21 protein-coding genes and 1 pseudogene are annotated in these 23,337 nt (G+C 72.5%); 12 read left to right on the plus strand and 10 right to left on the minus strand.

Features of this window, described 5'->3' with window-relative positions:
- The first annotated feature begins 72 nt into the window (after positions 1–72).
- The gene (locus E6W39_RS32445; RefSeq protein ID WP_141636518.1) at positions 73–291 is read left to right on the plus strand and encodes a hypothetical protein; all 219 of its coding nucleotides are present in this window, start codon (positions 73–75) and stop codon (positions 289–291) included.
- A gap of 86 nt (positions 292–377) precedes the next feature.
- Here E6W39_RS32445 and E6W39_RS32450 read toward each other — a convergent pair whose 3' ends face one another.
- The 3 genes from E6W39_RS32450 to E6W39_RS32460 all read right to left on the minus strand — a co-directional run bounded on the left by E6W39_RS32450 (position 378) and on the right by E6W39_RS32460 (position 6,270).
- A complete protein-coding gene (locus E6W39_RS32450) occupies positions 378–3,965 on the minus strand; it encodes a DUF7507 domain-containing protein (RefSeq protein WP_141636519.1) in 3,588 nt (1,195 codons plus the stop codon).
- A 252-nt stretch (positions 3,966–4,217) separates the two neighbouring features.
- Positions 4,218–5,720, minus strand: a complete 1,503-nt coding sequence (locus E6W39_RS32455) for a serine/threonine-protein kinase (RefSeq protein ID WP_141636520.1) — start codon at positions 5,718–5,720, stop codon at positions 4,218–4,220.
- Between the two features lie 199 nt (positions 5,721–5,919).
- Positions 5,920–6,270, minus strand: coding sequence for a winged helix-turn-helix transcriptional regulator (locus E6W39_RS32460; RefSeq protein WP_141636521.1), 351 nt, complete (start codon positions 6,268–6,270; stop codon positions 5,920–5,922).
- 27 nt (positions 6,271–6,297) lie between these two features.
- On the opposite strand from E6W39_RS32460, the gene E6W39_RS32465 reads away from it, so the two are divergent.
- Positions 6,298–7,185 (plus strand): NAD(P)-dependent oxidoreductase, encoded by an 888-nt coding sequence (locus E6W39_RS32465; RefSeq protein ID WP_141636522.1) that lies wholly within the window; start codon positions 6,298–6,300, stop codon positions 7,183–7,185.
- A 42-nt stretch (positions 7,186–7,227) separates the two neighbouring features.
- On the opposite strand, the gene E6W39_RS32470 is transcribed toward E6W39_RS32465, so the two are convergent.
- Entirely contained in the window at positions 7,228–7,821 is a 594-nt protein-coding gene (locus E6W39_RS32470) for a choice-of-anchor C family protein (RefSeq protein ID WP_141636523.1), read from the minus strand.
- Positions 7,822–8,134: 313 nt separating this feature from the next.
- Here E6W39_RS32470 and E6W39_RS32475 point away from each other — a divergent pair, with 313 nt between their 5' ends.
- The gene (locus E6W39_RS32475; RefSeq protein WP_141636524.1) at positions 8,135–10,228 is read left to right on the plus strand and encodes a P-loop NTPase family protein; all 2,094 of its coding nucleotides are present in this window, start codon (positions 8,135–8,137) and stop codon (positions 10,226–10,228) included.
- Positions 10,229–10,257: 29 nt separating this feature from the next.
- Positions 10,258–11,790 (plus strand): type 1 periplasmic-binding domain-containing protein, encoded by a 1,533-nt coding sequence (locus E6W39_RS32480; RefSeq protein WP_141636525.1) that lies wholly within the window; start codon positions 10,258–10,260, stop codon positions 11,788–11,790.
- Positions 11,791–11,793: 3 nt separating this feature from the next.
- On the opposite strand, the gene E6W39_RS32485 is transcribed toward E6W39_RS32480, so the two are convergent.
- The 6 genes and pseudogenes from E6W39_RS32485 to E6W39_RS32510 all read right to left on the minus strand — a co-directional run bounded on the left by E6W39_RS32485 (position 11,794) and on the right by E6W39_RS32510 (position 17,248).
- Positions 11,794–12,537: a MerR family transcriptional regulator gene (locus tag E6W39_RS32485; RefSeq protein ID WP_141636526.1), complete on the minus strand. Its 744-nt coding sequence runs from the start codon at positions 12,535–12,537 to the stop codon at positions 11,794–11,796.
- A gap of 64 nt (positions 12,538–12,601) precedes the next feature.
- Entirely contained in the window at positions 12,602–13,606 is a 1,005-nt protein-coding gene (locus E6W39_RS32490; RefSeq protein WP_141636527.1) for an isopenicillin N synthase family dioxygenase, read from the minus strand.
- Between the two features lie 255 nt (positions 13,607–13,861).
- Positions 13,862–14,323: a hypothetical protein gene (locus E6W39_RS32495; RefSeq protein ID WP_141636528.1), complete on the minus strand. Its 462-nt coding sequence runs from the start codon at positions 14,321–14,323 to the stop codon at positions 13,862–13,864.
- Positions 14,324–14,422: 99 nt separating this feature from the next.
- Positions 14,423–14,791 carry a thioredoxin family protein gene (locus E6W39_RS32500; RefSeq protein WP_101379615.1) on the minus strand — a complete coding sequence of 123 codons (369 nt, stop codon included), beginning with the start codon at positions 14,789–14,791 and terminating at the stop codon, positions 14,423–14,425.
- A gap of 28 nt (positions 14,792–14,819) precedes the next feature.
- Positions 14,820–16,246, minus strand: a pseudogene (locus tag E6W39_RS32505) (dihydrolipoyl dehydrogenase family protein).
- A 93-nt stretch (positions 16,247–16,339) separates the two neighbouring features.
- A complete protein-coding gene (locus tag E6W39_RS32510; RefSeq protein WP_181799542.1) occupies positions 16,340–17,248 on the minus strand; it encodes a lysylphosphatidylglycerol synthase transmembrane domain-containing protein in 909 nt (302 codons plus the stop codon).
- Between the two features lie 250 nt (positions 17,249–17,498).
- Here E6W39_RS32510 and E6W39_RS32515 point away from each other — a divergent pair, with 250 nt between their 5' ends.
- From E6W39_RS32515 to E6W39_RS32550, 8 genes are all read left to right on the plus strand, one after another.
- Entirely contained in the window at positions 17,499–18,161 is a 663-nt protein-coding gene (locus tag E6W39_RS32515; RefSeq protein ID WP_141636530.1) for a hypothetical protein, read from the plus strand.
- A gap of 160 nt (positions 18,162–18,321) precedes the next feature.
- A complete protein-coding gene (locus E6W39_RS32520; RefSeq protein ID WP_181799543.1) occupies positions 18,322–19,134 on the plus strand; it encodes a DsbA family protein in 813 nt (270 codons plus the stop codon).
- On the plus strand, positions 19,131–19,712 hold the full coding sequence (locus tag E6W39_RS32525) for a vitamin K epoxide reductase family protein (protein ID WP_141636532.1): 582 nt from the start codon (positions 19,131–19,133) through the stop codon (positions 19,710–19,712). The genes E6W39_RS32520 and E6W39_RS32525 overlap by 4 nt, the downstream gene beginning before the upstream one ends.
- Before the next feature lie 213 nt (positions 19,713–19,925).
- A complete protein-coding gene (locus E6W39_RS32530; protein WP_141636533.1) occupies positions 19,926–20,609 on the plus strand; it encodes a DUF4232 domain-containing protein in 684 nt (227 codons plus the stop codon).
- A gap of 109 nt (positions 20,610–20,718) precedes the next feature.
- A complete protein-coding gene (locus E6W39_RS32535; protein WP_141636534.1) occupies positions 20,719–21,279 on the plus strand; it encodes a hypothetical protein in 561 nt (186 codons plus the stop codon).
- Between the two features lie 50 nt (positions 21,280–21,329).
- Positions 21,330–21,869 carry a sigma-70 family RNA polymerase sigma factor gene (locus tag E6W39_RS32540; protein ID WP_141636535.1) on the plus strand — a complete coding sequence of 180 codons (540 nt, stop codon included), beginning with the start codon at positions 21,330–21,332 and terminating at the stop codon, positions 21,867–21,869.
- Positions 21,866–22,609, plus strand: coding sequence for a zf-HC2 domain-containing protein (locus tag E6W39_RS32545; RefSeq protein WP_141636536.1), 744 nt, complete (start codon positions 21,866–21,868; stop codon positions 22,607–22,609). The genes E6W39_RS32540 and E6W39_RS32545 overlap by 4 nt, the downstream gene beginning before the upstream one ends.
- 33 nt (positions 22,610–22,642) lie before the next feature.
- Positions 22,643–23,293, plus strand: coding sequence for a class I SAM-dependent methyltransferase (locus E6W39_RS32550; RefSeq protein ID WP_141636537.1), 651 nt, complete (start codon positions 22,643–22,645; stop codon positions 23,291–23,293).
- The last annotated feature ends 44 nt before the right edge of the window (positions 23,294–23,337 follow it).

Consider the following 23,337-nt stretch of genomic DNA (forward strand, 5'->3'; position numbering starts at 1 on the left):
CCGGTCCCGCGCGGCGGGCTCAGACCAGCAGCGGCGAGGTCGCTGCCGCCGCGACCCGCTCCAGGGTGCGGCGTGCGTGCCAGCGGCGAGGAGGACGGTGGCCGCCGGGTCGTTCGACATCCACGGCGCCACCTTCGGGACAGCCTCGGGATCACCCTTCCCGGCGGCGAGGCCGCCCACACCGCCTGCGTGGGCATCGGGCTGGAGCGCCTCGGCTGTGCGTTCTTCTGCCGGCACGGCACCGACCCCGAGCGCTGGCCCGCCACGGTCCGGAGCCTGCTCACGCCATGACGCACCCCGCCCCGCCGGATCCGGTGATCCGGCGGGGCGGGGCGGGCGCTGCGTGGGTCAGGAGGTGCTCAGGCAGGCCTTGAGGCTCACTCCTCGGGCCGGCCGTGATGGTGGTGGTGCTTCTTCTCCAGGCACACCGTGATGGTGAACTCGGCCTCGTCGCTGCGAACCTGGTTGCCGGACGGATCGGTTGCCGTGGCCACCGCAGTGTTGGTGACGTGGCAGGTGTCGGACTGGCCCTTGTCCGCCCGGTCCGCCCGGTCCGTCTTGTCGCAGACGAGGTCGTGCTTGGTGACCCGGTACGTCCCGTGGCAGGTGGTGCTCTGGCCGGGGGCGAGGTGGGTTGCGCTGCAGGTGATCTCGCTGACGTGGTCGTCCTGGACCGTCACGTTGTGCAGCTCGGTGGTTCCGGTGTTCTGCACGTGGTACGTGTAGTGGACGGTGTCACCGACGAAGAACGGGCCGGGCTCGTCGGCCTTCTTGGCCAGGGTGAGGTGCGGCGCCTCGTGCTCGCGCACCCGGATGGTGAACTCGGCCTCGTCGCTGTTGATCTGGTTGCCCGACGGGTCGGTGGCCCCGGCCACGGCGAGGTTGGTGATGTGGCAGGTGTCGGGGTGCGCCGTTTCGCAGCTGAGGTCGTGCTCGGCGATCGTGTAGGTGCCGTGGCAGGTGGTGCTGGCGCCGGGGGCGAGGTCGGTGGTGTCGCAGCTGATGCCGGTGACGTGGTTGTCGGTGATCTGCAGGTTGTGCAGCTTGGTGTTGCCGGTGTTGTGGACGGTGTAGGTGTAGTGGACGGTGTCGCCGACCACGAACGGGCCGGGCTCGTCGGCCTTCTTGGTCAGGGTGAGGGCCGGCGCGTGCTGACGCACCTCGATCGTGTGGGTGGCCTCCTCGCTCTGGACCTGGTTGCCCGAGGGGTCGGTCGCGGTCGCCACGGCGGTGTTGGTGACGTGGCAGCGGCTCGCCTGATCGCAGATGAGGTCGTGCTCGGTGATCGTGTAGGTGCCGTGGCAGGTGGTGCCGGCGCCGGGGGCGAGGTCGGTGGTGTCGCACCTGATGTCGGCGATGTGGTCGTCCGTGACCAGCACGCCGTGCAGTTCGGTGTTGCCGGTGTTGCGGACGGTGTACGTGTAGCGGACGGTGTCACCGACCACGAAAGGCCCGGGCTCGTCCGCCGCCTTGGCGAGGGTGAGGGCCGACGCCTGGCGCTCGCGCACCTCGACGGTGGCCACGGCCTCCTCGCTCTGGGTCTGGTTGCCCGACGGGTCGGTGGCGTGCGCCGTGGCGATGTTGGTGACGTGGCAGACCGCGTCGCCGTTGGTGTCGCAGACGTCGAGGTCGTGCTGGGTGACCGTGTAGCTGCCGTGGCAGGTGGTGCTGGCGCCGGGGGCGAGGTCGGTCGCGTCGCAGCTGATGCCGGTGACGTGGTCGTCGGTGATCTGCAGGTTGTGCAGCTCGGTGTTGCCGGTGTTGCGGGCGGTGTAGGTGTAGTGGACGGTGTCGCCGACGAGGAACGGCCCGGGCTCGTCCGCCCGCTTGGCGAGGCTGAGCTCCGGCGCGTGCTCGCGCACCTCGACGGTGGCCGTGGCCTGGTCGCTGCTGGCCTGGTTGCCACCCGGGTCGGTGCCCGACGCCACCGCGATGTTGGTGACGTGGCACGGGGCGCCGGGCGGGTTGGTCTGGTGGCAGACGTCGACATCGGCTTGGGTGACCGTGTAGGTGCCGTGGCAGGTGGTGCTCGCGCCGGCGGTGAGGTCGGTCGTGCCGCAGCTGATGCCGCCGACCCGGTCGTCGGTGACCAGCACGCCGTGCAGCTCGGTGGTTCCGGTGTTCTGCACGGTGTAGGAGTAGTGCACGGTGTCGCCGACGAAGAACGGGCCGGGCTCGTCCGCGCTCTTGGTCAGGGTGACGTGCGGTGTTCCGACCGGCAGGGTCGCGTCGGTCTCCGGGGAGGTGACGCTCTGGCCGTCCTCGGTGAGACCGGTGGCGGTGGCCGTGTTGGTCACGAAGCCGGCCGTGCCGTCGTCCTGGGTGATCGTGTAGCTGCCGGTGCAGGTGGTGCTGTCACCCGGGGAGCCCACCGGCTGCAGGGTGGTCGACTGGCAGCTGATGCCGGTGACGTGGTCGTCGTTCACCTTGACGTCGTGGAGCACCGCACCACCGGTGTTGCGGACGGTGTAGTCGAAGGCGACCGTCTGGCCGACATGGTAGGGGCCGGAGGTCCGGGTCGCCTTCTCGACTTCCAGACCCGGCGGCTGGTCGAGCGGCACGCTCTCCGAGGACGGCAGCGAGGTGACCGTCTCACCGTCCGAGGTGCCGGTCGCGGTGGCCGTGTTGTCGATGGACCCGTGCCTCACATCGGCGGCCGTGACGGTGTAGGTGGCGGTACAGGTGACCGTCTCGTTGGGTGCCAGCGTCGTGGTGGGGCAGCTCACCGGGCCGATCTTCGGATCGTTGACGGTGAGCCCGTTGATGGTCGTGCCACCGGAGTTGGTCACCACGAACTGGTAGGGCACCCGGGAACCGGCCACCAGGTCACCCGGCAGCGGCTTGACCACCTGCTTGACCAGGTTCAGCCGGGGCAGCGGCTGGTCGGAGGTGACGACCACGTGGCGGATCAGGTGCTCGTCGGTGAACAGGCCGGTGGAGGCGGCGAAGCCGAACTTGTAGGTGGGCGGCACCGGCATCGGGGCCGGGGTGTGGAGCACCTGCTGGAACCCGTGGCCGTCGTTGAAGTCGATGGACACGGTCAGGACCGGGTTGGGCGCCGGGCTGAGCTCGATGTGCACCCGGCGGCGGGACTCCTCCAGCGCGGCCTCGGCCTCCTGCGGGGTGGCACCCGGGGGCAGCGCGGTGGTCGGGCCCTGCAGGCGGCCGGGCAACGTGCTGGGCCAGGGGCTGCTGGTGCTGAAGTTGCTGCTGGTGGCGGTCATGAAGCAGTAGCCCTCGAGACCGTCACCCGGGCCGCGCACCGTGACCATGTTGGCGCCGGGTGCGGGGATGCGGAACCCGGTTCCGGCGGGCGACCTGGGGTTGCAGCCGTTGCCGCGGTGCTCCCAGTCGCCGAAGTAGTTCCCGAGGACGTCGAGGCCGACGCCCAGGTAGCCGCGGTCGACGCCGGGCAGGAACGTGTTGCTGGGGACGTCGTCGGGAAGCTTCTGCGCGTATCCGAGGCTGCCGCCGAAGGCACCCGGGTGGGTCAGCGCGCCATCGCCGTTGACCAGGAAGAACGAGATCCCGTCGGCCGGGGTGTTGGGGGTGGTGCTCCCGTACTGCCACTGGTCGAAGGTGACGTTGAGACCCTCGTTGGCCGGGACCGGGTTGTTGTAGAGGACGGCACCCGACTGGTCGTTCCTGGAGTCCGTCAGCCGCAGGTAGCCGTAGGGGGCGGCGTTGTTGGGCGGCACCGGGCCGATGCCCGGGTCGCAACCGCCGAGCGGGTGATCCCCGGGGGCCGGCGGTGAGGGAACCTCGGCCGCGCCGGTGAGGCAGGCCGACCCGACGCCGGTGAAGTCCGGGGCGTCGACTCCCGTGAAGGTCTCGTTGACCAGGGTGGAGCCGGCGGCCCGGGTCTGGCGCCCGGCGTTCGGCTCGGTCTTCACCAGGTCACGGGTCTTGGGCAGCGCGTGCGCGGTGCCGGTGGCGCCGAACGACAGGCCGATGCCCAGGACCATCGTGAGGGCCGCCGCAGCGAACCGGGATCGGGACCTCCGGACCCGGGGACCGGGCGGGGGTGGGTTCTCTACAGGTCTCATGCCCACTATCGATAGCAGTGACGCCATGTATCGGACACCGCTACAGACCGCTAATGGTTCGTGGGCACCCGGTTGGCGGACAGTCAGCCGTTCAAGCGGCCAGCAGCCCTGACGGCGGATCGGACCGCGACGATTGCCGATCCACCGTCAGACACGCCCGGCCGAGTGCCCTCAGGCGGTGCGGCGCCGGTGGCGCAGCTGCTGGACCAGCGCCCACAGGCCACCGCAGGCGACGAGCAGGGTGGCCGCGGCGCCGACGTAGAAGCCGAAGTCCAGGCCCGTCGAGCTGAGGCAGCGGCGGGCCAGTGCGGCCCGCATGGGACTCGAGGCGTGTGCGGCGCCGCAGGCGCTGGTCCCGAGGTCGACCGCCAGCATGCCCAGTACCACCGCCGAGGCGGTGGCGAGCAGGCCGATGGGTATCGCCGCCCAGCAGACGCCGGTACCGAGGCGGGACCGGCGGGGCCAGGCCGTGGCCAGAGCCAGCACGGTGAGCAGCGCCATCGCCACGGTGGGCGGCCAGATCCACGGTGCCGCCTCCCAGGAGGTCTTGCCGAGCAGCAGGTCCAAGCCCGTGATGGCCTCGCTCTCCCGCCACTGGTCCCACAAGGGCAGTGCCAGCAGCGACACCAGCGAGAGCACTCCGGCCGCCGCGACGGTGATGCGCGGACCGCGATGGGTGGGAGCCGCGCCGGCCGCCGCGCCGAGGGGGACGGTGGCCGCCGGGAACCCCGGCGGGGGGAACTGCGGTGCGTCGTGGACGATGCTGGCCATCACCACGGGGGTCGGGGGCGGCCCGGCGGTCGCCGCTGCGGTCGGAGTGGGCGCTGCGATGGGCGCGGGAGTGGGCGCTGCAGTGGCTGTGGGCGCGGCCCCCGCGGCGACCGCCCGCAGCACGGCCTGGACCTCGTACGTCGAACTCGGCCGCGCGGCCGGGTCCTTGGCGAGCAGCCGCATCACCAGGGCGTCGAGGGCGGCGGGGACGTCGGGGCGGAGCGCACTCGGGGCGACGGGAGTGCGTCGCAGGTGCGCGTTCATCATGGCGAGCGGGCCGGTCTCCTGGAACGGCGGGGCGCCGGTGAGGAACTCGTGCAGCACGCAGCCCAGCGCGTACAGGTCGGAGCGGGCGTCGCCCGGTGCGCCGTCGAACCGCTCCGGGGCCATGTAGGCCAGGGTGCCCATGACTTGGCTGGACTGGTTGGTGCCTTCCATGTAGCGGGCGATCCCGAAGTCCAGCACCTTGACCTCGCCGCCGGCGGTCAGCATCAGGTTCGCCGGCTTGAGGTCGCGGTGCACCACGTTCGCCTGGTGTGCGGCGCCCAAGGCGGCGGCCGTCTGGTCCGCCCAGTCCACCGCCGTCGGCACCGGTGGCGGGCCGTCCGCGCGAAGCCGCGCCGCCAGATTGCTCCCGGCCACGAACTCCATCACCAGGAAGAGCGTGCCGTCGGCCGGGTCCTGCCCGATGTCGTGCACGGTCACCACACTGCGGTGGTTCAGGCCACCGGCCGTGCGGGCCTCCCGGAAGAACAGGTCCACCGAGCCAGGACTCACCTGGTGCGGCAGCAACTTGACGGCCACCGGGCGGCCGATGACCTGGTCCCGGCCCTCCCAGACTTCACCCATACCGCCTCGGCCGATGAACCTCACCAGCTCGTACCGGTCCGCCAGAACCCGCACCCCGCCCGCACCTCCCCGTTTGCGCGGGGCGTTGGGCCCCGCTACGCGAGCCATTCAACCGCACCGGCTCGGTGGGCCGCCGGTTCACGGCCCGCGAGTGGCCACCTTTTTGTGGGTACTTGGCGGTCGATCACGGGTGGGTGAAGCTGATTGCGCGCAGGCGGTGATCAGTTCAGGTGGGAGTCGGGGTGGCGAGGCGTCAGGTGGCCGACCGGGCGGCCGCGAGCTGCTCCAGGCGGCGGTGGCCCCAATCGGAGAGCGGGGCCAGCGCGGTGGCGAGGTCACGGCCGAAACCGGTCAGCGAATAGACGGTCTTGAGCGGCAGCACGTCGTGCACCTCGCGGTGCACCAGGCCGTCCTCCGCCATCTCGCGGAGCGCCTGCGTCAGCACCTTCTCGCTGAGACCCGGCAGCTTCCGGCGCAGCTCGCCGGGGCGCTGCGGGCCGGATTCCAGCAGCCAGAGCAGCACCGTCTTCCACTTGCCGTCGATCACGGCGATCGCGGCGGTCACTCCGCAGACATTCGGGTCCTGAGCTCGACTGCGCGTCACTGTCCATCCTCATATGGGAGTTGAAGCATGTCCGAAAACCTTGACCAGTCTGCCGTCACCGTGCTCGGCCTGGGGCCGATGGGGCGGGCACTGGCCGGCGCGTTCCTCGACGCGGGGCTGCGGACCACGGTGTGGAACCGGACGCCGGGCCGGGACGGGGAGTTGGCCGCGCGGGGTGCGGCCGCTGCGGGATCGGCGGAAGAAGCAGCTGCGGCAGCCGAGTTGATCGTGGTCTGCGTGGTGAACGACGACGCGGTGGACGCCATCGTGCGCCGGCCGGAGGTGGCCGACGCACTGCGCGGCCGCACGGTGGTCAACCTGACGGCCGATACTCCGGGCCGGGCCCGGGAGTCGGCACGGTGGGCGGCCGAGCAGGGGATCCGCTACCTGGACGGTGCGATCATGACGCCGACCACCTCCATCGGCACGCCTGCCGCGGTGATCAACTACGCCGGCCCGGCGGAGCTGCACCAGGAGCTGCGGCCGACCCTGGCCGCGCTGGGCGGGACGCAGACCCACCTCGGCGAGGAGGTCGGGCGCGCCGCTGCCTACGAGATCGCGCTGCTCGACATCTTCTGGACCGCGATGGCGGGTTATGCGCACGCCTTGGCGATCGCGCGGGCGGAAGGCATCGGCGCGCGGGAGCTGCTGCCGTTCGCGAAGGGCATCGGTGCGATCCTGCCGCCGCTCTTCGAACAGGGCGCGGCGGACCTGGACGGCGGCGCCTTCTCCGGTGCGGGCAACCCGATGACCTCGGCGGTGTCATCGATGGCCCATGTCGTGCACGTCAGTGAGGAGCACGGCATCGACGCCGGTGTGATGCGTGCCGCCGAGGCCATGGCCCGTCGCGCCATCGAGCTGGGGCACGGCGCGGACGGCTTCCTGCGGACCGCGGAGGTGCTCGGGCACCGGTAAAGGAGAGGTGGGCCGGCGGTCCGGCCCACCTTCAGCCAGCGGCTAGCAGGTCGGGCACGGCTTGCAGGGCAGCACCTGGACGTTGTCGATCACCGGGCCGGCGTAGCCGGTGGTGGCGCTGGCGAACGAGAGGGTGGTGGTGGCGTTGGCGGCGACGAAGGTGAACTGGCGGCCCACGTAGCCCATGGTGGTGGTGGACTTGCCGGTGATGTTGAAGCTGAAGTCCTGGAAGTCCTGGCCGTCGATGTCGGCGTGGCCGGTCTTGACCGTCGGGCCGACCACCGGGTTGCCGGCCAGGGAATAGGTCACCGTGTAGGTGGTGCCCGGGGTGGTGGTGAAGGTCTGGGCGATGGTGCCGGCGGTGCTGCCGTTCAGGTCCACGGACTGGTCGCCCTCGGCGGCCTGCCAGAAGCCGGCGCCGATCAGGTCGACGTTGCCGCTGGTGACCTGCCACGGGCCGATGCTCTGGCCGGTGCCGGGCTCGGTGAACGAGTTGGCGGGGGCGGTCGGGAACTCGAAGCTGCCGTCGTCGAAGCGGCTGGGGGTGGCGGCCTGGCCCGGGGCGGCCAGCGCGGTGGCGCTGCCGAGCAGCAGGGTGGCGACGGCGAGGGTGGTGCTGGTGCGCGAGAACTTCATGAGTTCCTCCCCAAGGTGTCGCGCTGCGGCGGCCGCTGACCGGCCGCATGCAGAGCATCTACCGTCAGCTCGGGTGATGCCAAGACGGGCGCGGTGGCGCGATGCGGTCGCGCCCTGCGGCCGAGCGCTGGTTGCGCCGGACGGGGTGGTGAATTCAGACGTACACGCCCGTTCGTGCTGCCCGGCACGCCCCCGCACCAGATATCAGTCCGGTACTGATCACGGTCAATCCGCCGACGGAAAGCGGGACTTCATGGCACCATGAGTGCTCGCCATGCGGCGTGATCACCTTCGAGGGGAGGGGAACGGCAGCGTGCCCGACACACCAAGACGCCTGCTGGGCGTCGAGGCCATCGAGGATCTGGTGCGCGACTGCTGGGTGCGCGCCCGGACGCCGGGGGAGCGGCGGCCGGACCGGGAGCTGCCGGTGATCGCCCTGCTCGGCCGGCACGGCAGCGGCAAGACCTCGGTGCTGCGCTACCTGGCGCACCGCGCGTCCACCGCGCCGCAGGCCGGGCACGACTTCGCCGCCGGCACGCTGCGCCCGCACGAGGTGGCGGCGCGGCTGGCGTTCCGGCTCTCGCTCAGCCCCAAGGGGCCGCGCTTCCCCAGGCTGACGCACGGACTGGTGGCCGTCGACCCCGACCTGAGGCTGGACGTGACCAGCCCGGACCGCGCGCGCCGCCAGTTGGAGAAGCGGATGCGGGAGGCCCGGGCCCGCGGCGCCGGCCTGCTGGCCGACGCGCTCTCCGAAGGCGTCGGCCTGCTCAACGACTTCGGCGTGATCCCGGTGCCGGGAGCCGGGCTGCTGGCCGCGCTGCTGCTGCGCGGGCTGGGTCCGCGGCTGCTGAACGCCTCCTCCCGGGCCGGCCTGGAGTGGTACGGCGGCGACCGCGGCCAGCCCGCGCTGGACGCCCTGGTCGCCCTCAACGAGCGGAGCAAGAGCGAGCACCAGGCCGACCAGAACCGGGTGGACCGGCTGCTCTGCGAGGCGTTCCTGGCCGATCTGCGGGCCGCCTACCAACGGCCCGGCGGCGCCGGCCGGGAGCGCAACTGCCTGGTGGTGCTGGACAACATCGACCGCGGTGGCGGCACCCGGTTCCTGGCGCTGCTGCTGGAGGTGCGGGATTCGCTGATGCAGCGCGACGGCGGCGGCTGCGATCCGCTGCTGGCGGTCGCCGCCGCCTCCACCGCGCGGGCCGTGCCGGGGCCGTTCGACCCCGGGCCGGCCGGGCTGCGGATCAGGGACGCCCACCAGGCGTCGTACGCCGACTGGCGGTCCGGCATCCCGCAGTTCCCGGCGGACTCCTCCTGGTGGTGGTACGCCGTCCAGCTGCCGGATCTGACGGCGGGCCAGGTGTCGCGGCTGGCGGCCGCGATCGACCCGCAGCTGCCGGAGGCCACCCCGCTGGTCCACCGCCTGACCTACGGCCACCCGTGGAGCGTGCTGCGGATGCAGCAGGCCGCCGCCCGCATGATCGACCACCAGGACGCCGACAACCGGCTGCGCGGCATCCTGGACTCCGGGCCGGTCGGTCCGGAGGTCACCACCGCCAGGCCGGCGGATGACAACAGGCTGACGCTCCGTCAGGAGTCGCTGCGCTACCTGCTGCAGGACATGGAGGCGGAGCAGCTGGCGGCGCTGGCCACCTGCGCGGCCTCCCGGGACATCGCGTCGGCGGTCAACTCCCCGCTGCTGACCGGGTTCCCGGACCGGATCAGGGAGACCCTGCTGGAGGAGACGGCGGAGCGGCTATGGCTGGTGCCGTCGCTGACCGAGGACGCGGGCACCCGGGGCGGCCGCGGCTCCGGCTATCTGCCGACCACCGGCCGCACCGCCCACCCGCAGCCGCTGCCCGACACCCTGATGCTGCAACCCTGGCTCTGGCTGCTGCTGCTCCGGGAGTTGGCCGCCCGCGGCCCGGGCGGCCCGTATCCGGACTGGGACACCGCACACCAGCGCCTGCACGACTGGCACGCCGACCGCGAGGGCCACCAGGTGAGCGCCCTGTCCCACCAACTCTCGCTCGGGCAGGTCGAGTCGGTCGTCGCGCACCTGGAGGCCGGCCTGAGCAGCCTGCCCACCGAGGCCTGGCTCTACGAGCTGTACGCGATCACCGCGGCGCCGATGCGCGAGCCGGTGGACGCCACGGTCTCCGCCTCGCACCGGGCCGACCAACTCGCCCGCCGGCTGGCCCCCGAGGCCTTCCGCCGGCACCGCGCGCTGGCCCTGCTGGTCACCGCGCTGTGGCTGGCCGTCGACCCGCGCAACCGGCTGCCCAGCGCCCGGCCGGAGCTCAACTTCACCATCAGCGCCTCCTTCCGGGACCTCGCCCTGCACACCCCCGACGCGAACGGCGCCGTGCTGCGCTCCGAGGCCGCCCGCTACGAGAGCCACTCGTTCTGAAGCAGTGAGCAGTCTGGAGGTCCACCGCGATGACACCGCTTTCCTCGAACGACCTCACCGAACCGGAGCCCTGGGACCCGCCGAAGCCCTGGTGGCGGCGGCGCACCGGGGGCACGGCGATGGCGGCGGCGCTCGTCATGCTCGGCACCGGGCTCTACGTGGGGCTGCGCCCGGCGAGCACCAGCTGCGGCGAGGGCCTGGCCAAGCGCGGCGCGAACCACGAGTGCGTCGGACTGACCGACGGGAGCCGCCACTTCAGCTTCACCCCCGACCTGACGAAGGTCTCCGGGCTGATCGCCGCCGAGAACCAGGGGGTGACGTCCGGCAGCACCCCCTGGGTAGGCGTGGTCTACCTGCTGCCCGCCGTCCCCAGCGCGGACGGCACCAGCACCGCCGACTCGATCCGGCATGAGCTCGAGGGCGCCTACATCGCCCAGTACCTCGCCAACCACCGGAACACCAACGGCGACGCACCGAAGATCCGGCTGCTACTGGCGAATCCCGGACACGACGAGGGGCAGCGGGACTACACGCTCGGCCAGATCGAGGCGCACCGCGCCCAGGACCACATCGTCGCGGTCGCGGGGCTGGGCACCAGCACCACGGGCACCAAGGGCACCATCGACCGGATCACCCAGGACGGCCTGGCCGCCTTCGGCTCGGTGATCACCGCGGACGAACTCACCCCGACGCACGGCCTGGTGCGGGTGGCGCCGCCCAACTCCGACGAGGCGGCTGCCGCCGGGGCGTTCCTGCAGTCGTACCTCAAGGACAAGCCGAACGCCAAGGTCCAGCTGGTCAGGGACGCCGTGAAGGGAGACCTCTACAGCAGCTCGCTCGCCGACCAGTTCAAGAAGAACTACCACGCGCAACTGCTGCCGCACGACATGGTCTTCGACTCCGGCGAGCAGGGGGTCTCCACCAACTTCGCCAACCAGATGGCCGGCCTGTGCCAGAACCGGCCCGCCGCGGTGTTCTTCGCCGGCCGTGGCATCGACCTGCCCCAGTTCCTCGCACCGCTCTCGCAACGCCAGTGCGTCGACCAGCAGTTGATCGTGATCGCGGGGGACGACGCGTCACAGGTGACGCAGTCGGCGGGCCGGGAGGAGGTGAAGAAGGCGCTGAGCGTGGGCAACATCCGGCTGCTGTACACCGGCCTGGCGCACCCGGACGCCTGGAAGCTGGCGCCGCAGGTCTACTCGGCCGCCGCCATCGAGCCGTTCACCGCCGGCGGCGAGTTCACCCGGCAGTTCTCCAACGAGGAGCTCTTCGACGGCCAGGCCATCATGGGCCATGACGCGCTGCTGGCCGCCGTGGTGGCGATCCGGGCCGCCGTCTCCGCCAGCACCCCGCCCGACCAGGTCACCGGCTCCACCGTCATCCAGATGCTCACCGCCCTCTACGGGCCGACCGCGATCGAGGGGGCCAGCGGCCTGATCTCGCTGGACAACAACGGCAATCCGGTGAACAAGGCGATACCGATCGTCGAGTTCAAGCCGAACGGGCAGGTCGTCGCGCTCGACGTGTCGTCCAGCACCGGCCAGCCGCCGCAGGCGCAGTAGGCCTCAGCCGTCGCCGGTGCGGGCCGAGCTCTCGGCCAGCGCCTCGGCCAGCGAGCGGTGGAAGGCCGTCACCAGGGCCTGGGTCAGCAGTGGTTCGACCTCGGCGGTGAGCTCCCGCATCCGGTCCAACTCGGCCGGGTCCGACTCGCGTTCGCGCAGCGGCTTCCAGACCGTCTCGCGGAACAGCCGGTGCAGTTCCCGGGCGGTGGCCTGGCTGTGCAGCCGGACCGCCGCCCGGGTGGCCATGATGGTCTCCAGCGGTATCGGCAGGTCCAACACCCGGGCGCCGAGCGGCAGCAGGCCCGGGTCGACCCGGAACACCTCGGGCCGGTCGGTGCGGTGCAGCGCGCCCATCGCCACCAGGCGGTCGAGGTCGGCGCCGCTCAACTGCCGGCCGACCCGCTGCGAGAGCCGCTCGACATCGGCCTCCTCGGCCGACTCCGGAGTCCAGGCGGCCACCAGGGCGCGGTGGATGGCCAGGTCCAGGGAGCCGATGTCCTTCGGGAGTTGCGCGAGGTAGCGCTCGATCGCGGCGAGGGTGAGGCCCTGCCGCTGCAGCTCCTCGATCAGTTCCAGGCGGTCCAGGTGCGCCGCGCCGTACCAGCCGACCCGGCGCGGCCCCAGCTCCGGCGGCGGCAGCAGGCCGCGACCGCTGTAGAAGCGCAGCGTGCGCACCGTGACCCCGGCGCGGGCGGCGAGTTCGTCAACGGTGAGCCGAAGCGGCGCGGTCGGCGGGGTCGCGGGCATCAACGCTCCTGGTGGGACAGTCCTGCTGTGACACTAGCAGTGCCACCCCACCAGGAGTCCGGGCTCAGGCGTGCGCGTAGTACCGCTCGGCGACCTCGGGGTGAGCGCGGCGGTACCCCTTCAACTCGTTCTCGCCGAACTCCGCGAAGAGCGGGTTGGCCGGGTCCTCGGTGGCGCCCGGGGCGGTGTGGGCGTGCGGGAACTCCAGCGGGGCGATGTGGGCGTCCAGGCGCGGGTTGTAGAAGAACGGCACCGAGTAGCGCTCGCGGGCACCGGGCGGGCTGACCACGCGGTGGTTGGTGGCCTTCAGGTAGCCGTCGGTGGCCACCTCCAGCAGCTCGCCCAGGTTGACCACGAAGGCGCCCGGCTTCGGCGGCACGTCCAGGAAGCTGCCGTCCGGCATCTCCACCTGGAGGCCGGGCACCCGGTCGGTGAGCAGCAGGGTCAGGAAGCCGTAGTCCTTGTGGGTGCCGACGCCCTGGCCGCCGCCGTCCGGGGCGCTGCCGGGGTAGCGGACCAGCTTGAGGTGGTGCGCGGGGTGGCCAGCGAAGGCGGTGTCGTAGAAGTCCGGGCGGGCGCCGATCGCGGTGAGCAGCTCGCGCAGCAGCCGGGCGGCCACCTGGTCGAGCCGGTCGATCCAGTGCAGGGCGGCGGTGCGCAGCTCGGGCAGCCGCTCCGGCCACTGGTTGGGGCCCTCCAGCCACCAGTAGGCCGGCTCGCCGGGGCCGGGCCGGTGCTCCGGCAGTTCGGTGCCGATGTCCAGCTGGTCGCGCCAGTCGCTCCGGCCGCCGGTGCGCTCGGCGCCTATCCGCGTGTAGCCGCGGAACTGCGGGGACTTGAGGTTGCTGATCGCCAACCGGTCGGCCTCGGGGAGGGCGAAGAAGGCGTGCATCGCCTCGGTCAGCCGGCTGGTCTCCGCCTCGGTGACGCCGTGGCCGACCAGGTGGAAGAAGCCCACCTCGGTGGCGGCGTACAGCAGGTCCGCGTGGAGTGCGGCGCGCTGCGCGGGGGTGCCGGAGGCGGCGGCGAGGTCGATGACGGGGAGGGTGTTGGTGTGCTGCTGCGACATGAGGGTGCCATCCGCTGGGTGTCGGCCCGGCGGGTCCGGCGGGTGGCCGGTCGGGGTCGGGGGCGCAGCCGTGATGGTGCGGCGCCCCCGGAGCCGGGGTCCTGGAAGAGGAACGGTCTGGGTCAGTGCGAGCAGCGACAGGACATGCTCGTGACGCGGAGCAGGTCCACATGGCGGCGACTGACGAGAAGAGGCACGTTCACCACACTAGACGAGGCAGGGGATAGGGAAGCTTGCGACTTGCATAACATACGCTTATACGGGTGCGTTTTCCAGGTCGTTGATGACCAGATCTGAAAGCCGCAGCTGGTACCAGACTTGGAGGCTGGAGCCGTCCCCGAACTCCTCCGTGAGGATCACCGTGGTGTGCCCGGCGCCACTGCCGCCGTAGCCGACCGTCCAGTCGGTCGGGACGTTCTCGGCCCGGAAGACCGGGTCGGCGTCATGGGTGGCGGCCCACTGGTCGAGCTTCTGGTTGAGCTGGGGGGTCATGTACGCGTGGCGGGCCCGCCGGGCATCCCCGAAGTTGCCGTCGATGACGTCCTGCCGGTACCGGGCGAAGAAGGTGTCGACCTTCTGCTCGGCCGGGGTCAGGGCGCGCTGCCCGGCGGCCGCCGACGGCCGGTGTGGCGGTACGGCGGCGAGGGCCGGCGCGGGGGCCAGCAGGGCGGCCAGGGTCAGGGCGAGGGCCGCCGTGGCGGCGGTGCGAAGTCTCATGCGCACCAGTCTGCGAGCGCCTGGTTACACTCCGTAGGCGGCGCGCTGGCTCTGCGTCGGAAGTCGGCGGGGCCGACTTCCGACACAGGGAGCCACGGCTCAGCTGTTGCCCGACTCCGCGGCGATCTTGCTGCGCACCTCGTTCATGTCCAGGGACTTGGCCTGCTGGATCAGATCCTCGAGCACCGGCGCGGGCAGCGCACCGGGCTGGGCGAAGACCAGGACGTTCTCCCGGACGATCGCCAGGGTCGGGATCGAGCTGATGCCGAAGGCCGCCGCCAGCTCCGTCTGCGCCTCGGTGTCGACCTTGCCGAAGACCAGATCGGGGTGGTCCTCGGCCGCCTTGTCATACACCGGGGCGAACTGCTTGCACGGGCCGCACCAGGACGCCCAGAAGTCGATCAGCACGAACGAGTCCTCGTTCACGACCTCGTCGAAGTTGTCCTTGGTGAGTTCCACGGTAGTCATGGTCGGCCCAACCACCTGGCCGCCGCCGCTATTCCGCGTCCCGGTAGGTCTCCAGCAGCCGCAGCCAGATCTCGCTGACCGTCGGATACGCCGGCACCGCGTGCCAGAGCCGCGCGATCGGCACCTGGCCGACCACGGCGACGGTCGCCGCCTGCAGCAGCTCGCCGACGCCCGGGCCCACGAAGGTGGCCCCGAGCAGCACCCCGCGGTCCTGGTCCACCACCATCCGGGCCCGGCCCCGGTAGTCGTCCGCGTACAGCGAGGCGCCCGCCACCCTGCCCAGATCGTAGTCGACCACCTTGATCGAGTGACCGGCCGCGCGGGCCTCCTCCTCGCTCAGGCCGACCGCCGCCACCTCCGGCTCGGTGAAGACCACCTGCGGCACCGCCGCGTGGTCCGCGGTCGCCGCGTGCGCGCCCCACGGCTCGGTGTCCACAGGGCGGCCCAGCGCACGCGCGGCGATCGCGGCCCCGGCGATCCGGGCCTGGTACTTGCCCTGGTGGGTCAGCAGCGCCCGGTGGTTGACGTCCCCGGCGGCGTAGAGCCAGCCGCCCGGCACGCCCTTCACCAGGCAGCTGTCGTCCACGTCCAGCCAGTCGCCGTCCCGCAGGCCGACGCTGCCCAGGCCCAGGTGGTCGGTGCGCGGCGCCCGCCCGGTCGCGAACAGCGCCTCCTCGGCGAGCAGCTTCCCGCCGTCGGACAGCTCCACCGTCACCTGCGGCCCGTCCCGCCGCACCTCCCGCACCGCGGTGCCGAACCGCACGTCCACCCCGGCGGCCCGCAGCCCGGCGGTCACCAGCTCGCCGGCGAACGGCTCCAGGCGCGGCAGCAGCGCCGAGCCGCGCACCAGCAGCGTCACCGCCGACCCCAGTGCCTGCCAGGCGGTGGCCATCTCCACCCCGACCACGCCGCCGCCGACCACCACCAGCCGGGCCGGCACGGTCCGCGAGCTGGTCGCCTCCCGGCTGGTCCACGGCCGGGCGTCGGCCAGCCCCGGCAGCTCCGGCACCGCCGCCCGGGTGCCGGTGCACACCGCCACCGCGTGCCGCGCCGTCAGCGTCAGCTCGCCGCCCTCCAGGGTGCGCACCAGCACCCGGCGCTCGCCGTCCAGCCGGCCCAGCCGCGGACCAGCTCCGCGCCGGTCCCGTCCAGCCAGGCGACCTGGCCGTCGTCCTTCCAGTGCGAGGCGAAGCCGTCCCGGCGGGCCAGCACCGCCTCGGCGTCCAGCGTGCCGCCGGCCGCCTCCCGGGAGCCGGCCACCGCCCTGGCGGCGGTCAGCGCGGCGGGCGGGCGCAGCAGCGCCTTGCTCGGCATGCAGGCCCAGTACGAGCACTCACCGCCGACCAGCTCGCGCTCGATCACCGCGGTGCTCAGCCCCGCGGCCCGGGTGCGGTCCGCCAGGTTCTCGCCGGTCGGTCCGGCGCCCAGCACGATCACGTCGTACTCGGTGGTCATCCGTTGCTCCCCAGGGGGTCGTTGACGTTATGACCCAATCATCCTCGGCCAGCCGGAGCCTGACGATGACTCAGAGTGCCCTGTGTCGCTGACTCAGAGTGCCTTGTGTCGCTGCAGGATCCCGAAGGCCAGCCAGCCGGGCAGCACCGGCAGCAGCACGGTGATCAGCCGGAACAGCACCACCGCGTTGAGGTTGTTCACGCCGGTGGTCTCCGCCAGCAGCGCCGTGGTGGCCAGCTCCACGCCGCCCACCCCGGCCGGCGTGGGCACCGCCGAGCCGAGCGCGTTGCCCAGCAGGAACGCCACCGCGACCGCCGCGAACTTCGGATGGCCGCCGCAGGCCCGCACGCAGCAGTACAGCGTCCAGGCGTAGGTGATCGAGATCAGCAGCTGGCCGAGCATGCCGAACGCCAGGTGCCCCGGGTGCCGGGCCAGCTGCCGCAGCCGGCCCAGCGAGCCCTCGGTGAGCGGCACCACCTTGCGCAGCGCCCACCGGCGCAGCGTCGGCGCCACCACCAGGGCCACCGCGAGCAGCGCCAGCACCACCAGGCAGGCCATGATCGTCCAGCCCAGCACGGTGTCGTCCTTGGACGAGGTCGGGTCCGGCCGGAAGCCGGTGAGCCAGAGGAAGAAGGCGAGCTGGCCCAGGTGCAGACCAAGCCCGATCAGCTGGCCCGCGCCCACGCTGGAGGCGGCCGGCCCGGGCGCTATCCCGGCCCGCAGCAGCAGCCGGGTGTTCAGCGCCATCCCGCCGAAGCCGCCCGGCGCCACCAGTCGCACGAAGGAGCCGGCCAGCTGCGCCAACCCGGCTCTCGCGAAACCTATCCGCTCCGGCACGAAGCCGAGGAAGCCCATGGTGGCGGCCAGGTAGCTGGCGGCCATGCCCACCACCGACAGCGCCGTCCACCCCGGGTCGACGCCCTCCACCAGGCGGATCGGATCGACCGAGGAGTGCGTGCCCTCCAGGTAGAGCATGACGGCGAAGACCAGCACTCCCGCCACGGTGATCATCGTCCGTGGGCGGAGCCAGGCCGGCCTGCGGACCGATTGCGTCTGCGGTGTCCCCCTTGTCACCGATGCATGGTTTCACGGAGGTAACAGCGTCCGCTTACTCCTCAGGTATGACTTGCGGATAGCCCTGAGGGGTACCTGGGATGGATTCCGGCGCCCCGGGGTGGACTCCGACTTAGCCCCGGGGTGGACTCCGACGCCTCACGCCGCCCTTACCCAGGGGCATGACATACTCCGATCCGTGACCACCTGCCTGACCACCCGGACGCTGCGCGCGCTGTTCTTCGCCGCGCTGGCCGTTCCGCTGGCCGCGGCCGGGCAGGTAGTGGTCACCGGGCGCCCGCTGCCGCTGAACCTGCTGGCCGGCGCCGCCGTGGTGGTCTTCGGCGCCGCGCTGCTGCCGGCCGGGGTCGAGCGGGGCTTCCTGCAGATCGCGGCCCTGCTGCTGCCGGTCGAGCTGCTCCTCAACACCACCTTCAACCTGGGCCAGGACACCTGTGCCCCAGCGCCCGGTGCCGCGCTGCGCGGGCCGTCCCACGGCCTCGACCTGATGGTCTGCGGCGGCGGCTCGGTCGGCGGCGGCGCCGACGGGTTCCTCAACCTGGCGCCCGCCGTGCTGGAGCTGCTGCTGCTCGCCGTGCACGTCACGGTCACCCTGGTCGCCGCGTGCTGCCTGCGGCTGGCCGACGCCGCCCTGGTGCGGCTGCCAGAGCTGGTCGCCGCGCTGGCCCGGCTGGCGGCCCCCGCGCTGCGCGCCCTGCTGCTGCTCGCCCCGCTGCCGGTCCGCCCGGCCCCGGGCGTGCCGCTGCCGGAACCGCGCCCCGAGCACGCCCCGACCGAGGACCTGCCGCTCTCCCCGTCCCGTCGCCGCGGTCCGCCGGCGTCGTTCGCGCTCGCCTGCTGACGCCTCCCCCTGAGCGGGGGAATGCCGCGGGCGTGCGATGCCGACCGCCGCAGCAACCAGCGCTGGTGAACACCACCCCGCGCACAGCTGCCGGCTCCCGACATCCCGCAGCGAACCAGCGCCGGCGCACCCGAGGCCCGGCGCGGACTGGACATCTCCCATGAGCAGCAACGCGAAGAAGAAGCCCACCCACGCCGAGCAGCAGGCCGCCCGCCGGGAGCGGCTGCAGCAGGCCATGCTCGCCGAGAAGCGTGCCCAGCGGACCCGCCGCCAGGTGACGATCGGCGTGTCCGGCGCGCTCGCCCTGCTGCTGGTCGGCGGCGTGGCGATAGCCGTCAACAGCGCCGGCTCCTCGCACTCCGCGTCGACCGCGGCCGCCAGCAGCGGGCCGCTGGTCACCCCGGCCAACACCAGCGGCGACGGCACCGTGATCACCTACGGCAAGCCGGACGCCGCGCACACCCTGGCCGTCTACGAGGACTTCCGCTGCCCGATCTGCGAGAAGTTCGAGACCACCAACGGCGCGACCGTGCAGCAGCTCGCCGACAACGGCGACTACAAGATCGATTACCACCTGGCCGCCTTCCTGGACGACAACCTGGGCGGCAAGGGCTCGATCACCGCGCTGGCCGCGGCCGGCGCGGCGCTCAACCAGAGCGTGGCCGACTTCAAGAAGTTCCACGACGTGCTCTACGCGAACCAGCCGAACGAGCGCACCGACGGCTTCGGCGACGTCAACAAGATCCTCGACCTGGCCGGCAAGGTGCCCGGCCTGAAGACCGACGCCTTCACGGCCGCGGTCAAGGACGGCACCTACCTGCCGTGGGCGCAGAAGGTGGCCGCCGCCTTCGACAGCAGCGGCGTCACCGGCACCCCGACCATGAAGTTCGACGGCAAGCAGCTGAACCTGTTCGACAACCAGGGCACCCCGGTCAGCGCCGACACCTTCAAGCAGCAGGTCGGCGCGAAATGACCAGGGCCTACGGCTGGCTGCTGGCGGTGGCCGGGGCACTGGGCCTGGCCGCCTCCGCCGAACTCACCCTGGACAAGATCCGGCTGCTGGAGAACCCGAACTACGTCCCCGGCTGCAACATCAACCCGATCATCAGCTGCGGGTCCGTGATGCGGACCGAGCAGGCCTCGGTGTTCGGGTTCCCCAACCCGCTGCTCGGGCTGGTCGGCTTCGCCGTGGTGCTGGCCACCGCGGCGGGGCTGGCGGCCGGGGCCAGGTACCGGCGGTGGTACTGGCTGGGCCTGCAGGCGGGCACGCTGCTCGGGGTGGTGATGGTGCACTGGCTGATCGGGCAGTCGCTCTACTCGATCGGCGCGCTCTGCCCGTACTGCATGGTGGTGTGGGCGGTGACCATCCTGCTGTTCTGGTACACCACGCTGGCCAACCTGCGTACCGGAGCCATTCCGGTCTCGGGCCGACTGCGGCCGGTGGTACGGGAGTTGGACCGCTACCACTGGGTGGTGCCGGTGCTCTGGTACGGGGTGATCGCACTCATGGTGCTCAACCGGTTCTGGTACTACTGGCGGACGCTGCTCTGACGGCGGGCGGGCGGCGGTGAACCGTGCGCATACGGTGGGCCGTCCGCCGAGGGCGGGCCGGTTGCCGGTGGTTGCGTCGATTGCGTCGACGCGGCAATTCGTCAACGCGTCAATTCGTCATGGAATTGCGCGGGTTCGGCAACAGGCCCGTCCCGGCGGGAGTGCGAACCGCGGCCCAGGGCATCTGGGTCAGTACCGGAAGGAGTACCCGCCATGCCCCCGAAGTCGCTTCCCAAGCTCACCGCCGTCGCCCTGCTGGCCGGGCTGGCGCTGACCGCCTGCTCGTCCTCGTCCTCGTCAGGCTCGACGCACACCTCCAGCCCCAGCGCTCCGTCGACCGGAACCGGCGGTTCGTCCACGCCGACCGGCGAGGCCTCACAGGTACCGACGCCGGGACGCGGGGCGACCGGAAGCATCAGCTCGCCGGCGGCCCACCCGTCGATCCCGGCCACCGGCGGCAGCCCGGTGGCGGCGAGCGGCCAGCAGTGCACCAGCGCGCAGCTCACCGTCGCCCAGACCGACGAGAACGCCGGCGCAGGCCAGATGGGCTTCACCATCACCTTCACCAACACCTCCGACCGGTCCTGCACCATGGACGGCTACCCGGGCGTCTCCTACGAGGCGGTGGCCGGCAAGCCCACCGGGGCTCCGGCAGCACGCAGTGGCGCCTCGTACCACACCGTGACGCTGGCCCCGCACGGCACGGCCGGCGCCACCTTCCAGGACGCCAACGGCCAGAGCGGCTACGACCCCGGCACCTGCCAGCTCACCGACGCCACCGGCCTCAAGGTCTACCCGCCGGGCGAGCGCACCGCGCTCTTCCTGCCCTGGAAGACCCAGCACTGCACGGGATCGGGGGTGCATCCGGCCACGATCGGCCCGGTCACCCAGGGATGACCGGGTGAGCGCAGACGGCTCCGCGTGTGGTTGAACGCGACCTGGGGTAGACGCGTACCCCAGGTTGGAGCGGCTGGGCAGCCGCGCCACACACGGACGGAGCAATACCATGTCCACCATCCGCCGGGTCGGATTGCTGGCGGCCTCCGGGGCCGCCGCCGTCGCCTTCGCCACCGCCTGCGGCTCCAGCGGGTACCACAGCAGCACCACGCCGCCGCCGAGCGGGCCCAGCAGCACCGCGCCCATGACGCCGTCGCCCGGGCAATCGGCGACCACGGTCAAGGTGACCAACAACGGCAGCCTGAGCCAGATCCTCACCGACTCCAACGGCTTCACGCTGTACCGCTTCGACGTCGACAGCAACAACCCGCCCACCTCCAACTGCAACACCGGCTGCATCGACACCTGGTCGCCCGCCACCGTGACCGGCCAGCCGACCGGCACCGGCGTGGACGCCTCGCAGCTGTCCACCATCACCCGGCCCGACGGCACCAAGCAGCTGACCTTCCACGGCTGGCCGCTCTACCGCTACTCCGGGGACAGCAAGGCTGGCCAGACCAACGGGCAGGCCATCGGCGGCACTTGGTGGGCCGTGACGCCGAGCGGCGGCAAGGCGATGGCGGCCTCCAGCAGTCCGACGGCACCGCCCAGCACCGGCGGCGGCTACTGACGAGCCGTCAGGAAGCGTGAGATGAGGTCGACGTGCGCCAGGACGGGCTCATGACCGAGGAGCGCGGGCAGGCTCCCGGGGGCCGCACCGACGAGGAGCTGATGCGGGCCCTCTACCGGGAGCACGCCGGCCCGCTGCTCGGGTTCGTGATCCACCTGGTCGGCGGCGACCGGCAGCGGGCCGAGGACGTGGTACAGGAGACGCTGGTCCGGGCCTGGCGGCACGCGGACCAGCTGCAGACGGCGACCGGGTCGGTGCGGCCCTGGCTGGTCACGGTGGCGCGGCGGATCGTCATCGACAGCCACCGGCGCACCTTGGCCCGGCCGCCCGAGACCGACGCGGCGCCGCTCGAACTGCTCCCGGCCCCGGACGAGACCGAGCGGGCGCTGAAGATGATGGCGATCACCGACGCACTGGGCGCGCTCACCCGGGCCCACCGCGAGGTGATCGTGGAGACGTACCTCAGGGGCCGCTCGGTCGCCGAGGCGGCGGCCGAACTCGGCATCCCGGAAGGTACCGTGAAGTCGCGGGTGTACTACGCACTGCGATCCCTGCGGGTCGCACTGGAGGAACGAGGGGTGACGTCATGACCGAGTACCGGTCCTGGGCGGACCCCAACGGCCCGGACGATCCCCACCTGGACGTCGGCGCCTATGTGCTCGGCCTGCTGGACGGCGCCGACCGGACGACGTTCGAGACGCACCTCGCCGACTGCCCGCGCTGCCAGGCGGAGGTGACGCGCCTCGGCGCCCTGGAGCCGCTGCTCGCCGAGTACGCGGCCGGCGGCGCGGAGCCCGTGGAGCCCAGCGCGCGGCTGCTGGACGGGCTGCTCGACGAGGTCGCGGCGGGCCGCCGGCGACAGACCGTGCGGCGGCGCTGGCTGGTCGCGGTGGCGGCCGCCCTGGTGCTCGGCGGCCCCGCCGCGACCGCCGTGGTGATGGACGCGACCGTGGCGACCACCGCTACCGCGCCCGCCAGCCCGTCGGCCACCGCGCCCGCCACCGGGCCCCTCGCCACCAGCAGCGCCACCGGCCCCGGCGGGGCCAAGGCCACCGTGGGCGTGGCCCCCAGCGCCTGGGGCAGCACCATCAGCCTGACGCTCTCCGGCGTGACCGGGCCGCGCACCTGCGACCTGGTCGCCGTCTCCGACTACGGCACCCACCAGACCGTCAGCACCTGGACAGTCCCGGGGGGCGGGTACGGAAGCTCCGCCCCGCAGCTCCACATCACGGGCGGCACCGGCTTCGCACCCGGCGACCTGACCCACTTCGAGGTGCGGGATCTGACGACCGGACAGCTCTTGGTCTCCGTCCCCGCGCCGGCTCGCTGACCGATTGTCAGTGCCGACTGCCATGATCGGCGGATGACCACCTTGCGCGCCAACATCAGCGAGTACTGGGACGCCGCCGCTCCCTCCTTCGACCAGGAGCCCGACCACGGGCTCGGCTCGGCCGAGACCAGGGCCGCCTGGGCCGCGCGGCTGACCGACTGGCTGCCCGCCACCCCCGGCGAGGTGCTGGACGCGGGCTGCGGCACCGGCTCGCTGGCACTGCTCGCCGCCGCGGCCGGGCACCGGGTGACCGGAGTGGACTGCGCGCCCGCCATGGTCGCGCGGGCCCGCGCCAAGTTCGCCGCCGCCGGGCTCAGTGGCACCTTCCTGATCGGGGACGCCGCAGAGCCGCCCACCGGAGACGCGAAGTTCGACGTGGTGCTGGCCCGCCACCTGCTCTGGACGCTGCCCGACCCGGCCGCCGCACTGCGCTCCTGGGCCGAACGGCTGCGCCCCGGCGGCCGGTTGGTGCTGGTCGAGGGCCGCTGGCGGCAGAGCGCCGACCCGAAGCCGTATGTGCCGGGTGCCGGCGAGCTGCCCTGGGCCGGTGGCGTCGGAGCGGCCCAACTGGGCGCGTCGGTGGCCGAGTTGGGCCTGCCGGTCCGGGTGGTGGACCTGTCGGGTGACGACGTGCTGTGGGGGCGGGCCGTGGACGACGAGCGGTACGCACTGATCGCGGGGTAGCTGCTCGGGGGCGGCTGGGCGCCCCGAGGCGCTGACCTACCGCT

It is taken from the genome of Kitasatospora acidiphila (assembly GCF_006636205.1).
GTDB lineage: Bacteria > Actinomycetota > Actinomycetes > Streptomycetales > Streptomycetaceae > Kitasatospora > Kitasatospora acidiphila.

Coding starts and splice junctions, on each gene's coding strand:
- E6W39_RS32450 (WP_141636519.1), bottom strand. CDS start 3,965: ATGGTCCTGGGCATCGGCCTGTCGTTCGGCGCCACCGGCACCGCGCAC.
- E6W39_RS32520 (WP_181799543.1), top strand. CDS start 18,322: ATGAGCAGCAACGCGAAGAAGAAGCCCACCCACGCCGAGCAGCAGGCC.
- E6W39_RS32530 (WP_141636533.1), top strand. CDS start 19,926: ATGCCCCCGAAGTCGCTTCCCAAGCTCACCGCCGTCGCCCTGCTGGCC.
- E6W39_RS32470 (WP_141636523.1), bottom strand. CDS start 7,821: ATGAAGTTCTCGCGCACCAGCACCACCCTCGCCGTCGCCACCCTGCTG.
- E6W39_RS32535 (WP_141636534.1), top strand. CDS start 20,719: ATGTCCACCATCCGCCGGGTCGGATTGCTGGCGGCCTCCGGGGCCGCC.
- E6W39_RS32480 (WP_141636525.1), top strand. CDS start 10,258: ATGACACCGCTTTCCTCGAACGACCTCACCGAACCGGAGCCCTGGGAC.
- E6W39_RS32500 (WP_101379615.1), bottom strand. CDS start 14,791: ATGACTACCGTGGAACTCACCAAGGACAACTTCGACGAGGTCGTGAAC.
- E6W39_RS32540 (WP_141636535.1), top strand. CDS start 21,330: ATGACCGAGGAGCGCGGGCAGGCTCCCGGGGGCCGCACCGACGAGGAG.
- E6W39_RS32550 (WP_141636537.1), top strand. CDS start 22,643: ATGACCACCTTGCGCGCCAACATCAGCGAGTACTGGGACGCCGCCGCT.
- E6W39_RS32495 (WP_141636528.1), bottom strand. CDS start 14,323: ATGAGACTTCGCACCGCCGCCACGGCGGCCCTCGCCCTGACCCTGGCC.
- E6W39_RS32485 (WP_141636526.1), bottom strand. CDS start 12,537: ATGCCCGCGACCCCGCCGACCGCGCCGCTTCGGCTCACCGTTGACGAA.
- E6W39_RS32490 (WP_141636527.1), bottom strand. CDS start 13,606: ATGTCGCAGCAGCACACCAACACCCTCCCCGTCATCGACCTCGCCGCC.
- E6W39_RS32545 (WP_141636536.1), top strand. CDS start 21,866: ATGACCGAGTACCGGTCCTGGGCGGACCCCAACGGCCCGGACGATCCC.
- E6W39_RS32525 (WP_141636532.1), top strand. CDS start 19,131: ATGACCAGGGCCTACGGCTGGCTGCTGGCGGTGGCCGGGGCACTGGGC.
- E6W39_RS32465 (WP_141636522.1), top strand. CDS start 6,298: ATGTCCGAAAACCTTGACCAGTCTGCCGTCACCGTGCTCGGCCTGGGG.